Annotated in this window: 13 protein-coding genes; 1 reads left to right on the top strand and 12 read right to left on the bottom strand. The window is 36.9% G+C overall.

What is annotated here, in order from left to right; translation table 11 throughout:
- Window positions 1–26 precede the first annotated feature (26 nt).
- Window positions 27–899, top strand: coding sequence for an SAM-dependent methyltransferase TehB (gene tehB, locus RHO14_11340; GenBank protein WVD70938.1), 873 nt, complete (start codon window positions 27–29; stop codon window positions 897–899).
- A 49-nt stretch (window positions 900–948) separates the two neighbouring features.
- On the opposite strand, the gene fdx is transcribed toward tehB, so the two are convergent.
- The 12 genes from fdx to RHO14_11400 all read right to left on the bottom strand — a co-directional run bounded on the left by fdx (window position 949) and on the right by RHO14_11400 (window position 14,392).
- Window positions 949–1,287 carry an ISC system 2Fe-2S type ferredoxin gene (gene fdx / locus RHO14_11345; GenBank protein ID WVD70939.1) on the bottom strand — a complete coding sequence of 113 codons (339 nt, stop codon included), beginning with the start codon at window positions 1,285–1,287 and terminating at the stop codon, window positions 949–951.
- A gap of 20 nt (window positions 1,288–1,307) precedes the next feature.
- Window positions 1,308–3,167, bottom strand: a complete 1,860-nt coding sequence (hscA, locus tag RHO14_11350; GenBank protein ID WVD70940.1) for a Fe-S protein assembly chaperone HscA — start codon at window positions 3,165–3,167, stop codon at window positions 1,308–1,310.
- 38 nt (window positions 3,168–3,205) lie between these two features.
- On the bottom strand, window positions 3,206–3,733 hold the full coding sequence (gene hscB, locus RHO14_11355; protein ID WVD70941.1) for a Fe-S protein assembly co-chaperone HscB: 528 nt from the start codon (window positions 3,731–3,733) through the stop codon (window positions 3,206–3,208).
- A 39-nt stretch (window positions 3,734–3,772) separates the two neighbouring features.
- Entirely contained in the window at window positions 3,773–4,096 is a 324-nt protein-coding gene (gene iscA, locus RHO14_11360; GenBank protein WVD70942.1) for an iron-sulfur cluster assembly protein IscA, read from the bottom strand.
- A 37-nt stretch (window positions 4,097–4,133) separates the two neighbouring features.
- Window positions 4,134–4,517, bottom strand: a complete 384-nt coding sequence (gene iscU / locus RHO14_11365; GenBank protein ID WVD70943.1) for a Fe-S cluster assembly scaffold IscU — start codon at window positions 4,515–4,517, stop codon at window positions 4,134–4,136.
- Window positions 4,518–4,540: 23 nt separating this feature from the next.
- Entirely contained in the window at window positions 4,541–5,755 is a 1,215-nt protein-coding gene (locus tag RHO14_11370; protein ID WVD70944.1) for an IscS subfamily cysteine desulfurase, read from the bottom strand.
- 30 nt (window positions 5,756–5,785) lie between these two features.
- The gene (iscR, locus tag RHO14_11375; protein ID WVD70945.1) at window positions 5,786–6,244 is read right to left on the bottom strand and encodes a Fe-S cluster assembly transcriptional regulator IscR; all 459 of its coding nucleotides are present in this window, start codon (window positions 6,242–6,244) and stop codon (window positions 5,786–5,788) included.
- Between the two features lie 145 nt (window positions 6,245–6,389).
- Window positions 6,390–7,067 (bottom strand): respiratory nitrate reductase subunit gamma, encoded by a 678-nt coding sequence (gene narI / locus RHO14_11380; GenBank protein ID WVD70946.1) that lies wholly within the window; start codon window positions 7,065–7,067, stop codon window positions 6,390–6,392.
- On the bottom strand, window positions 7,064–7,756 hold the full coding sequence (gene narJ / locus RHO14_11385; GenBank protein WVD70947.1) for a nitrate reductase molybdenum cofactor assembly chaperone: 693 nt from the start codon (window positions 7,754–7,756) through the stop codon (window positions 7,064–7,066). Before narJ ends, narI begins: the two co-directional genes overlap by 4 nt.
- The gene (narH, locus tag RHO14_11390) at window positions 7,753–9,297 is read right to left on the bottom strand and encodes a nitrate reductase subunit beta (protein ID WVD70948.1); all 1,545 of its coding nucleotides are present in this window, start codon (window positions 9,295–9,297) and stop codon (window positions 7,753–7,755) included. Before narH ends, narJ begins: the two co-directional genes overlap by 4 nt.
- Window positions 9,294–13,010: a nitrate reductase subunit alpha gene (locus RHO14_11395; protein WVD70949.1), complete on the bottom strand. Its 3,717-nt coding sequence runs from the start codon at window positions 13,008–13,010 to the stop codon at window positions 9,294–9,296. The genes narH and RHO14_11395 overlap by 4 nt, the downstream gene beginning before the upstream one ends.
- A gap of 26 nt (window positions 13,011–13,036) precedes the next feature.
- On the bottom strand, window positions 13,037–14,392 hold the full coding sequence (locus tag RHO14_11400; GenBank protein ID WVD70950.1) for a NarK family nitrate/nitrite MFS transporter: 1,356 nt from the start codon (window positions 14,390–14,392) through the stop codon (window positions 13,037–13,039).
- Between the last annotated feature and the right edge of the window lie 35 nt (window positions 14,393–14,427).

The following is a 14,427-nucleotide window of genomic DNA, read 5'->3' on the forward strand; positions in this document are numbered from 1 at the left end:
ATTTGTCAATTGAGAGGATGCTAGAGATGATAAAGAATATAGTAAGTTATAAAACTCTCCCAATCTGGAATAAACAAACATTACCTAAAATTTTTAAAGAAAAACATAATACGCAAGCAGGGGCTTTTGCAAAACTTAAAATACTTAACGGGGACATGGATTTTGCGATCCTAGATGAACGGGGTCGCGTTATTAGTATGCACTATTTTTCAACAGATAATCAGCCTCCTTTTATCGCACCACTACAATGGCATAAAATAGTAAGTGTTTCAGATGATATAGAATGCCAACTTACTTTATATTGTACTAAAGAAGAATATGGTACCCAAAAGTATGATTTAAAGTTGCCAAATAGCGAAGTCATAGAAACCTGTAAAATAATATCTAAAGGCAAGGCACTCGATTTAGGTTGTGGTTCAGGCCGTAATGCACTTTATCTAAATCTATGTGGCTTTGATGTGACTGCACTAGATAAAATAGATCTTAATGTAACAAAAATTAATAATATTATTACACAAGATGAACTTAAAAATATTCAGGCTCATGTTTACGATATTAATCAAGCAACGTTACAAGGTGAATATGATTTTATTATGTCAACGTCAGTTATGATGTTTTTACAGCCAGAACGGATTGAAACTATTATCAATAATATAAAGTCAGTAACAAAGCCCAAAGGGTATAATCTAATTGTGAGTGCAATGTCGACAGATGATTGCCCCAGCCCAGTGCCTGTACCTTTCTCATTTGCTTTTAAAGAACAAGAGTTAAAAAATTATTATCACGATTGGGATATCATAAAGTACAATGAAAATATGGGAGAAATCCATAAAATGGGGATTAGTAATAATAAAATGAAACTGCGTTTTGCAACTTTATTAGCGAAAAAAAATAATTAATCTAAGCCATTATGGAATAAAAAAAGCGCCTTTTTGGGCGCATTTTATTTTAATGATCTTCTTTTGCATGATTGAGAGTATACCTTGGGATCTCAACTTCTAGATCCTGATCCGTTACCCTCGCTTGACAGCTCAAGCGGCTATGTGGCTCAACGCCCCATGCTTTATCTAACATATCGTCTTCTTGTTCATCACTCTCTTCAAGCGAATTAAATCCTTCGCGAACTATGCAGTGACAAGTAGAACAAGCACAAGACATCTCACAAGCATGTTCAATTTCAATATCATTACGCAAAGCCACATCTAAGATTGATTCACCTTCTTGTGCCTCAACAGTTTTGCCCTCAGGACAAAGTGCTTCATTTGGTAAAAATGTAATTTTTGGCATAATTTTCTCTTTTAAATCAATTAAATTTCATCTACTTTATGACCCGTTAACGCTTGTCTTATCGAACGATCCATTCGAAGCGCAGCAAAATTCTGTGTCACATTATCTAAATTTTTGATCTGTTTCTCAATTTGATAGCTATCTTGGCCTTGAGCAACAACTTCAAGTTGATGTTTTTCATTTAAAATACGATTAAGTTCATTAGATGACAGCAAATCAGCATCTTTTTCAAGTGCAATTTGTAAACTTTCAATCACCCTATTTGCTTCAACTTTTTGTTCTAATAATTTTCGAGTTAATTTATCATATTCAGCATAATTTAATGAATCTTGAATCATATTAGCAATTTCATTATCCGTTAACCCATACGATGGTTTTACTTGTATTGCAGCTTGAATGCCTGTTGATTTTTCCATTGCAGTGACGCTAAGTAATCCATCAGCATCCACTTGAAACGTGACCCTTATATGTGCGCCGCCCGCAGGCATTGGTGGAATGCCTCGCAGTGTAAAACGAGCCAATGAACGACAATCTGCGACGGTTTCACGTTCACCTTGTAATACATGGATCATCATTGCCGTTTGACCATCTTTAAACGTCGTAAATTCCTGTGCTCTAGCACATGGGATCGTACTATTACGAGGAATTATTTTCTCGACCAATTCACCCATGGTCTCAATACCCAGTGATAATGGGATCACATCAAGTAATAGCATGTCAGAATCAGGCTTGTTACCAACTAAAATATCTGCTTGAATTGCTGCCCCAATCGCAACCACTTTGTCGGGATCAATCGATGTTAATGGTGGCTCCCCAAAAAATTGTTCAACTTGATTACGAACACAAGGAACTCGCGTAGAGCCGCCAACCATCACAACTTCGACCACGTCATCAAGTTCAACATTAGCATCTTTTAATGCTCGCCTACATGCTAAAAGTGTGCGTTTAACCAGAGGCTCAATGAGTTGATTAAATTGACATCGAGTTATCTCACCTTGCCAGTTTTGAAATTCAATTGAAACTTGCTTTTTATCAGATAATTCTATTTTTATTTTTATTGCCAAGTCTAGAAGGTGTCGATGTAAATAAGGATCACCTGTAACATCAACATTAGCTTGTTGCGCTATCCATTTTGCTAATAAATTATCAAAATCATCACCACCTAATGCCGAATCGCCTCCTGTCGCAAGAACTTCAAAAACGCCACGACTAAGACGTAAGATTGAAACATCAAATGTGCCCCCACCAAGATCGTAAATAACAATAGTACCTTCTTGGCCAGAATCTAAGCCATAGGCAATTGCAGCAGCTGTTGGCTCATTGAGTAATCGCAGCACATGTAAACCCGCTAAATTGGCAGCATCTTTTGTCGCTTGACGCTGAGCATCATCAAAATAAGCTGGCACAGTAATAACGACACCATCTAATTCCGCGCCTAATGACTCTTTTGCCCTTGTAGCAAGGGTACTTAAAATATCTGCAGACACCTGTATAGGATTAACATTTCTATTCGGTAAGTTCAGAACAGGAACACTATTTTCGGTTGCCGAAAATAAATAAGGAAATTGCGATTCATCAATATCAGCTAAACGTCTACCCATTAAACGTTTTATAGAACTAACTGTGTTTTTAGGATCTAAAGATGCATTATCTTTTGCATGCTTTCCAACTGTCACCAATGTATTGCCATTATTATCATGATGATAATGAACCACAGAAGAAAGTAAATGCTCGCCATCAATATCGGCTAATGTTTCTGCTTGTCCGCTACGAACTACCGCAACTAGCGAGTTAGTTGTCCCCAAATCGATACCGACAGCAAATCGGTGTTGGTGGGGCTCGGGGGTTTGCCCCGGCTCACTAATTTGTAATAACGCCATTAAATTATCTCTTACTGTAACTAATTTATAATACGATATTATAAATCAAATTGTTTTTCTTGCAGTAACTCTATTTGTTCAATCAGCCTAGCTAAATAACGTAATCGATAAATGATCACTCTAGCGATTTGCCAATTACTTTGTTCAATTGCTAATAATAACGAGTGATATATCTCTTTATTTTTTAAAATAATTTCATCATAGAATTCGTCTAATGAAGACCAATCACATCGTTGTTCAATATCATCAAGTTTTTCACGCAAATCAAACTGTTCACCAAGAAACTCCGGATCGCAAATAATATCATGCTCAATATCAACATTCATATTTTCAAGGCTGACTCGATATTCTGCCGCTTTAATCGGATCTTTTAACGTCTTATAAGCGAAGTTAATGATCGCTGATTTTTGCATTATTGCCGCTTTTTCATGATCACTGGCCAACACATAATTATCAGGGTGAAACTGTCTTTGTAATTGCTGATATTGCGTATTAAGATCAGTGATATTAATTGGTAACGTTAATGGAAGCTGAAATAATACAAAATAATTTTGAGTATCAAACATTCTCGGCATACCTTACTTATCACTAAAATAATAAATTAATTAAACGTTAAAGCTTTCGCCGCACCCACATTCATTATGAACATTTGGGTTATTAAATTTAAACCCTTCGTTTAATCCTTCTTTGACAAAATCTAATTCAGTACCATCGATATAAACCAAGCTTTTTTTATCAACAATAATTTTGACATTTTTATCTTCAAAAACATTATCATCATCATTAATATCATCAGCAAATTCAAGTACATAAGCCATTCCAGAGCAACCTGAGGTTTTTACACCTAATCTTAAACCAACCCCTTTACCTCGGTTAGTTAAAAACGATTGAACTCGGTCTGCAGCGCTTTGTGTTAATGTAATAGACATACTTAATCCTTATCTTTATCTATTATTGATCTGACACTTATTTGCCTTTTTTACTTTTATAATCATCAATTGCCGCTTTAATCGCATCTTCAGCCAAAATAGAACAATGAATTTTTACTGGAGGTAAAGCAAGTTCTTCAGCAATATCTGTATTTTTTATCGCGCCAGCTTCATCAAGTGATTTACCTTTTATCCACTCAGTCACTAAAGAGCTTGATGCAATAGCGCTACCACAACCATAGGTTTTAAACTTAGCATCTTCAATGATACCACTCTCATTAACCTTAATCTGTAAACGCATAACGTCACCACATGCAGGTGCACCCACCATGCCACTACCGACATTTGGATCATTTTTATCAAATGACCCCACATTACGAGGATTTTCGTAATGATCGACTACTTTATTACTATAAGCCATAATATTTTCCTCGTTGATTATGATTAATGAGCTGACCATTTAATTTGAGTTAAATCGACACCGTCTTTAAACATTTCCCACAGTGGAGATAATTCACGTAAACGCCCAATTGAGTCATGAAGAAGTTTGATAACGTAATCAATCTCTTCTTCTGTCGTAAAACGACCTATTGAAAAACGAATAGAACTGTGTGCAAGCTCGTCATTTAGCCCTAAAGCTCTTAATACATAAGATGGCTCAAGACTTGCTGATGTACAGGCAGAACCTGACGAAACAGCAAGATCTTTTAATGCCATCATTAATGATTCACCTTCGACATAAGCAAAACTGACATTAAGTATATTTTGTACGCCATGCTCTAATGATCCATTTAAATACACTTCATCAATATCTTTTAATCCATCCCAAAGGCGCTGTTTTAATTTTTGCAGGCGAGCCATCTCAGTAGCTTGCTTTTCTTTCGCTATGCGGTAAGCTTCACCCATGCCAACGATTTGATGGACTGGTAGTGTGCCCGACCGCATACCTCGCTCATGGCCGCCACCGTGCATTTGAGCTTCAATACGAATGCGAGGTTTACGTCTTACATATAAGCCGCCTATCCCTTTAGGACCATAAATTTTATGGCTAGAAAATGACATTAAATCGACTTTTAATTTGGCTAAATCGAGATCAAGTTTCCCAACACTTTGCGTCGCATCGACATGAAACACAATCCCTTTACTTCGACATATTTCACCAATTTTTTCAATATCTTGAATTACGCCTGTCTCATTATTAACGTGCATAATCGATACTAAAATAGTGTCATCTCGCATTACTTGTTCTAGCTTAGCTAAATCAATAATACCATTTGATTCGGGTGTTAAATAAGTGACCTCAAATCCTTCTCTTTCAAGTTGACGGCATGTATCTAAAACTGCTTTATGTTCTGTTTTACAAGTAATTATATGCTTACCTTTTACTTGATAAAAGTGAGCTGCACCTTTAATCGCTAAGTTATCCGCCTCAGTTGCACCCGATGTAAAAACAATTTCCCTAGAATCAGCGCCAATTAAGTCAGCAATTTGATTACGAGCGATATCTACCGCCTCTTCAGCTTGCCAGCCAAATTTGTGTGATCTTGATGCTGGGTTTCCAAAAATACCATCAAGGGTTAAAAACTGCATCATTTTTTCTGCGACTTTGGGATCTACAGGTGTAGTTGCCGCGTAATCCATATAGATTGGAAGTTTCATCTTTTGCTCCAATAATCAATATTCTATTTTTTAGTTAAGATGATTTATACGTATAATATTGCTTTGCCTATCAGCTACAGCTTGAACATCTTTATTTTTAACTAGCTCACTTAGTGTAATGCTGTTCAAAAAGCTATCGATACGCTCACTTAAATCATTCCATAAGGTATGAGTTAGGCATTTAACTCCACCTTGACAACCTTCTTCACCATGACATTTTGTTGCGGCGACAGTCTCATCAACCGCCTTTACTATCGCGCTAATAGCTATTTCATCCAATCCCCGTCCAAGAACATATCCTCCACCGGGACCTCTAACACTACTGACTAGACCATTTTTCCTCAAACGAGCAAATAGCTGCTCCAAATAAGAAAGCGATATTTCTTGTCGTTCCGAGATTTCAGCAAGTGATACGGGGCCTTGACCTGAATGAAGTGCAACATCAAGCATTGCTGTTACTGCATACCGCCCTTTTGATGTTAATTTCATAGTTATATTTCCTCTTGTGTATGAAGAGTATTGTATATATCCTTTATTTTTAGTCAAGTATTTAACCGAGTGTTTTAGTGGGATATAGCGATAGGTAAAAACTATAAGAAAAGTTCGGCGCAAATTGCGCCGAATAATCGAATCATTATCTTCGGGATCTAACTATTTGATAACGCCTTACTAAATACTCAGCAGGCGCGCTCCAGATATGAACTAATCGTGTAAATGGAAAAATTAGGAAAATGGTCATTCCAAGAACAATATGAATTTCATAAATAATAGGAACATTGACAAGATTGCGACTTGCTCCAAATTGAAATGTTGCAACATCTTGGCACCATTTTGATAATGACAGCATAACGCTACCATCTAGGTGATGGCTTGATACTATAATTGTTGCGAGTCCTAAAATAACTTGTACAACTAAAATCACAATAACAAGAATATCACCAGTGCTTGATGTGGCTCTAATTCGTGGGTTAAATAAACGGCGTAACATTAAAGTACCACCACCAATTAGCACCATTACTCCGCAAATCCCACCGGCTGTCATTGCAAGAATCTGTTTATGATGGGCGGAAATAAAGTTTTCGTAAATCCAATGAGGAGTCAATAGACCAACGATATGCCCCAGAAAAATACCAATAATACCGATATGAAATAGATTTGAAGCCCATCGCATATTTTTTTTGCTAAGTATTTGGCTTGACTTTGCTTGCCATGTATATTGTCCGTAATCGTAGCGTAAAAGGCTACCAAGAATAAAAACAACCGTGACAATATATGGATAAAAGTCAAAAAAGAATGAATGAATAAAACTCATATTCGACTCCGTTTATCTTCCCCTACAGTGATATAGTAGGTAGAATTATTGATATGTTTAGTATCATTACTAATTGGCCCTTGAAATAAAACTTGGGTCTCTTCCCATGCTTTATCTAAAGCATCAACTGAATCATCTGACTCTTCATTAGTAACGCGTTGTATTAATTCATTATCATCAGCATTATGTTGCGATAATTGATAAAGTATATTAAATAATACTTGGTAAGTACTTCCCCTCTTTTCGAGTCTTAGCCCTAATAGCCGAATAATTAATGCAATATTGCCTAACCATTTTTGGCATTCAACTTGAGTAAGTAAAGAAAGATATTCCAGAAATAATGGCAAGTAATCGGGTAACTGATTAACTGATAATTCAATACCTTGTTGGGCATAATTTTCAATCAAATCAATCATTGCTTGACCACGATCACGAGAGTCACCATGAACGTGCTCAAATAACAATAATGAGGTTAAGTTGCCCACTTCAAATGTATGATAGTAATTTGCTTGAGCATCAAGCAATGACATAGCAAAATAATTTGTCATAAATTCTACCAGTTGAGTTTTTTGTCGTGCCGTTAACTCATCTAATGAATTGACAATATCGATTAACTCATCACTTGCTTGCCATAGTTCATTTGTTGGATAATCAAGTAAATAAGAGAGTACTTTGCAACATTTCATCATAGCTCTCCTTTATTACCAGAAATATCTACCGCATCAATTCTTTGCGCATTAAACAAATTAAATGGGTTGTCACTTCCTTTACAGCCATCACCAAAAGTAAAACCGCACGTGCCTTGCTCAACAAAAGCAGACCTAGATAGTTCTGATTTCAGTTCGGAATGATGAGTCGGTATAACAAAACGGTCTTCATAATTTGCAATGGCTAAATAACGATACATTTCTTGAATTTGATGCTCAGTTAAGCCGACTTCTTTAAGTATCGAGTCGTGTTTGATATTATCTACTTCTTCACCGCGCTTATAGACTCGCATTGCAATCATTCGTCTTAATGCTCGCAAAACTGGTTTTTCATCTCCTGCGGTGAGTAAATTAGCTAAATATTGAACAGGTATTCGTAGTTGTTCGACATCTAATAACAGACCTTGCTTATCAAGCTCATTATCACCAATAACTGACTGAATAGGTGATAGCGGTGGCACATACCAAACCATTGGTAAAGTTCTATATTCTGGATGTAATGGTAAGGCAAGCTGCCAATCAATTGCTAGCTTATAAACCGGTGATTTTTGAGCAGAGTCAATGACACTTTGCTCAATACCATCAGCCAGAGCTTGTTTAATAACCTCTGGATCATTTGGGTCAAGAAATATTGATAATTGCTTTTCATACAAATCTTGATTATCGGTAACTGATGCTGCTTCACGAATTTTATCTGCATCATATAAAATGACACCAAGATAACGAATACGTCCAACACATGTTTCCGAACAAACTGTTGGTTGTCCTGATTCAATTCGAGGATAACAAAAAATACATTTTTCTGACTTACCGCTTTTCCAATTAAAATAGATTTTCTTGTATGGGCAACCCGATACACACATCCGCCAGCCACGACATTTATCTTGATCGATAAGGACAATACCATCTTCTTCACGTTTATAGATAGCGCCACTAGGACAAGATGCGACACAAGCTGGATTTAAACAATGCTCACACAAACGAGGTAGGTAAGCTAAGAAAGAGTTCTCAAATTGGCCATAAATTTGCTTTTCCATATTTGCAAAATTATAGTCCTCACTACGTTTGGAAAACTCACCACCAAGATCATCTTCCCAGTTTGGGCCAGCGATTATTTTATTAATCTTTAAACCTGTAATTTGTGAATACGGCCTTGCAATCGGTTGTGATTTAGACTCTGGCGCATTTTGTAAATGCTGATAATCATAATCAAAAGGTTCATAATAATCATCTATTTGTGGTAAATTTGGATTAGAAAATATACCAGATAATAATCCAACCTTATTACCGGCTTTAAGTGTCAAGCGACCTTTTTTATTTAATTCCCAGCCACCTTTCCAGCGTTGTTGGTTTTCCCAATCAACAGGAAAACCAATACCTGGTTTACTTTCTACATTATTAAACCATGCATATTCAACACCAGGCCTATTTGTCCAAACATTTTTACAAGTTACAGAACAAGTATGGCAACCAATACATTTATCCAGATTTAATACCATGCCTATTTGTGCACGTATTTTCATGATTTTACCTCCTCGTCTAACCAATCGATATTTGCCATCTTTCTCACTACCACAAACTCATCTCGGTTAGAGCCCACAGTACCATAATAATTAAATCCATAAGCTTGATGTACATACCCACCAATCATATGTGTTGGCTTAGGATACACTCGAGTAACGGAATTATGAATACCACCTCTTTGCCCTGTAATTTCAGAGCCAGGAAGATTCACTAATCGTTCTTGAGCATGATACATAACGATCATGCCAGCTGGAATTCTTTGGCTAACAATTGCTCTAGCAGTCAGCGCCCCATTAGTATTAAATGCTTCAACCCAATCGTTATCTTCAATATTTAACGCTTGTGCATCGATTTCGCTTAACCAAACAACAGGCCCACCACGTGACAACGTTAACATTCTTAAATTGTCACTATAAGTCGAATGGATCCCCCACTTTTGGTGTGGCGTAAGAAAGTTTAACGCCCTCTCTGGGTTACCATTTGGCTTTTGATTTAATAGTGGTTTGACTGATTTAGTTTCGACCGGAGGACGATAAACAAGTAAACTTTCACCAAAATCTCTCATCCACTGATGATCTTGGTAAAGTTGTTGACGTCCAGATAATGTGCGCCAAGGGATAAACTCATGCACATTTGTATAACCTGCATTATAAGAAACATGCTCATCTTCAAGGCCTGACCAGGTAGGACTAGATATGATCTTACGTGGCTGAGCTTGAATATCTCTAAACCGAATTTTTTCATCTTCTTTATTTAATGCTAAGTGTCGATGATCTCGACCTGTAATTTGACCTAATGCATTCCAAGCTTTAACGGCAACTTGACCGTTCGTTTCCGGCGCTAGAGATAAGATCATTTCCGCTGCATCAATAGCACTATCAATTTTAGCTTGACCGTTTTGTTGCTTACCATTTAGCTGCTTAAGGAAATTAACTTCTGTTTCCGTGTTCCAGCTAATTCCTTTACCGCCATTACCTAATTTTTCAAGTAATGGACCAATAGATGTAAAACGAGCATAAGTTTCAGGATAGTTGCGTTCAACTTTCATAAGGTGAGGGGCTGTTTTACCTGGTATTAATTCACACTCCCCCATTTTCCAATCTTTAATATCATAGGGCTGAGCAAGCTCAGCTGGTGAATCATGCTGAATGGGTAGCGTAACAACGTCAACTTCATTACCTAAATGGCCATCGCAAAGTGCTGAAAATGTTTTAGCGAGATCTTTATAGATATCCCAATCACTTTTTGCTTCCCAAGCTGGATCTACGGCAGCAGATAATGGATGAATAAATGGATGCATATCCGAAGTGTTCATATCATCTTTTTCATACCAAGTCGCTGTGGGTAAAACAATATCCGAAAAGAGACATGTACTAGACATACGAAAATCAAGAGTAACAACTAAATCTAATTTTCCGGTTATAGCATCATCTTGCCACTCTAGTTCTTGAGGTTTATTTAGCCCTTGTACACCGAGATCAGCATTTTGTATACCGTTTTCAGTCCCTAATAAGTAGTGTAATAAATATTCATGCCCTTTACCCGATGACCCTAATAAGTTAGAGCGCCAAATAAACATTTGCCTCGGATAATTATTTTCACTATCAGGAGCTTCTGATGCAAATTTGATTGAACCATTTTTTAACGATTCAGTCGTATAAGCAATTGGATCAATATCTTGCTCTTTAGCTAATTTAGCAATTGTTAAAGGATTAATATTTAATTGAGGCGCCGATGGTAACCAACCTAAACGCTCTGATTTAATATTAAAATCAATTAGACTATCGCTATACTTTGTTTTATCTGCTAATGGTGACAATAACCCTCTTGCAGAAATCGATTCGTGCCGCCATTGACTTGAATGGTTATAAAAGAAAGATGTACTATTCATATGACGAGGAGGCCTTTGCCAATCTAAAGCAAATGCTAATGGCTGCCATCCTGTCTGTGGACGTAATTTTTCTTGACCTACATAGTGAGCCCAGCCGCCACCTGATTGACCAACACATCCACACATAACGAGCATATTAATTAATCCACGATAATTCATATCCATGTGATACCAGTGGTTTAATCCTGCGCCAACAATGATCATAGAGCGACCATGTGTTTTATCAGCATTTTCGGCGAATTCTTTTGCAATTCTGATAATTTGAGCCTGCTTAATGCCCGTTATCTTTTCAGCCCAAGCTGGAGTATAAGCTTTAATTTCATTATAGCTTGATGCCGCATTTTCATCATTTAATCCGCGTTCTATACCATAATTAGCCATCATCAAATCATAAACAGTCGTAACAAAAGCTGTTTCACCATTTGCTAATACAATTTTTTTAACAGGCAATTTATGATACAGCACATCATTAAGCGCAACATGTTTAAAGTGCTCTTGTTCTTGGCTGGCAAAATACGGAAAACCAACATCAATTACGTCATCTTGTTTACCAAGTAAACTAAGTTGTAATTTGACTTCTTTTTGATCTAAGCCCTCTTTTGCTTCTAAATTCCATTTACCTTTTTCTCCCCATCTAAATCCGGCTGAGCCTTGAGGGGCAACTAAGTTACCTGTCAATTCATCAATCGCAATTGTTTTCCATTCTGGATTATTATTTTGACCTAATTTATCGACTAAATCATCGGCACGTAATAAACGGCCAGCGGCATAATTTTCACCATCGCGTTTATCCAATACGACTAGCATTGGTAAGTCACTATAGCGCCTAACATAATTAGAAAAATATTCGGTTTCTTTTAAGTAATAAAACTCTTTTAAAATGACATGTCCCATTGCTAATGCAAGAGCACTATCTGTCCCTTGCTGTGGACTAAGCCATTCATCACTAAATTTTGAAACCTCAGCATAATCAGGTGTAATAGCAACTGTTTTAGTCCCTTTATAGCGGACTTCGCTAAAAAAGTGAGCATCGGGTGTTCGAGTTTGAGGAATATTTGATCCCCAAGCGATGATATAAGATGAGTTATACCAATCAGCAGATTCTGGAACATCTGTTTGCTCCCCCCATGTCATCGGTGATGCAGGAGGTAAATCACAATACCAATCATAAAATGATAAGCATGCTCCGCCAATTAAAGAAAGATACCTTGCACCTGCAGCATAAGAGATCATTGACATTGCTGGAATTGGAGAAAATCCTGCAATACGATCGGGACCAAATTTTTTAATAGTATAAATATTCGATGCCGCAATTAATTCGTTAATTTCATGCCAATCAGCCCGAACAAAGCCACCACGCCCACGTTTTTGTTTATAAGATTGTGCTTTATCTTTATCATTGATGATAGATCCCCATGCATCAACGGGATCAGGGTACTTTTCTTTAGCTTCTCGCCATAATTTTAATAATTGTTTACGAATTAAAGGATATTTAACTCGGTTAGCACTATACAAATACCAAGAATAGCTAGCACCACGTGGACAGCCGCGTGGTTCATGATTAGGTAAGTCAGGCCGAGTTCGAGGATAGTCAGTTTGCTGAGTCTCCCATGTCACAAGTCCGTTTTTAACATAAATTTTCCAGCTACATGACCCAGTACAGTTAACTCCGTGCGTTGAACGCACAACTTTATCGTATTGCCAGCGCTGGCGATATGAATCTTCCCAATCTCGATTTGTCGATAGCGTCTCGCCATGACCATCAGCAAAAGTGCCTTTGCGTTGTTTAAAATACCTTAAATGATCAATAAACTTGCTCATATTTTTGCTCCCAACAAAATAGACATTTACTGTGCTTTATAATTAACTTTTGTAATAATCGCGCAGACAATATAAAAGACTAAGAAAATAATTAATGCATAGCTTACCGAATGGAATAGCACGAGTGATAAGCTAAATAATTGTGGAATAACAAATCCACCAATAGCGCCAATAGCAGAGATAAATCCTAATGCAGCAGCCGTTTCTGTTGCAGCCGTTTTAGTCGCTTGATTTTTATCTATACCATTATTAGTTGCACGATTAAAAATATGTTGGCGAAAAACAATTGCAATCATCTGATAAGTAGAACCACTACCAAATCCAGCAGTAAAAAATAATAGTAAAAAAGTAATATAAAAGCCGATAAAAGAACCATGCTCGCTAAAAATGCCAGGTAATGTAGTAAAGACTAGGATCACAAAAATAATCATCAAAAGGTAATTAATGAAAGTCATTCTAATACCATTGAATTTATCTGACATCGCCCCACCTAATGGTCGACCAATTGCGCCGACTAAAGGACCAAAAAAGGCAAACATTGCAATATCAACCTCAGGAAATTGAGTTTTACTAAGCATTGCAAAACCAGCAGAAAAACCGATAAAAGAACCAAATGTAGCTAAATAAAGTAGGCTTAGTGTCCACATCGTTTTGTCTTTTAAGACAACAGATTGTTGCTTAAACGATGCTCTTGCTGTAGCAAGATCATTCATGCCAAAGAATGCGGCAACAGAACAAATAATTAAGAATGGTACCCAAATCAGAGCCGCATTTTGTAACCATAATTCTGCGCCATTAGGCAATATTGCAGGCCCACCAATACAAAGAGGCACAAAAATAATAAGTGAAGCAACTAACTGAATAACGCTAACACCTAAGTTACCAAGTCCGCCATTCAAGCCTAATGCACCACCTTGATGTGATTTAGGAAAGAAAAAGCTGATATTAGCCATACTTGACGCAAAATTTGCACCACCTAATCCACATAATAACGCGATCACAATAAATACTGAATATGGTGTTGTTGTATCTTGAATAACATAGCCAAGCCATAAACAAGGTACTATCAAAATAATAGTACTAAATGCGGTCCATCTTCTTCCACCAAAAATAGGAATAACAAATGAATAAGGTACGCGAAATAATGCACCAGAAACAGAAGGAATTGCAGTGAGTAAAAAAAGCTGGTTAGTCGAAAAGTTAAATCCAATAGAATTTAAATGAATTGCGACAATACTAAAGAGCATCCAGACACAAAATCCTAATAATAAACACGGTATTGAAATCCATAAATTCCGTGTTGCTATTTTTTTACCTGTATTTAACCAAAATTGGCTATCATCAGGCTGCCATTGTTCAATGACTTTAGATGTTTTACTCATAACTGACTCCAAGGAAACTAAAATGTAGAATTTGA

The organism is Orbaceae bacterium lpD04 (genome assembly GCA_036251935.1).
Taxonomy (GTDB): Bacteria; Pseudomonadota; Gammaproteobacteria; order Enterobacterales; family Orbaceae; genus Orbus; species Orbus wheelerorum.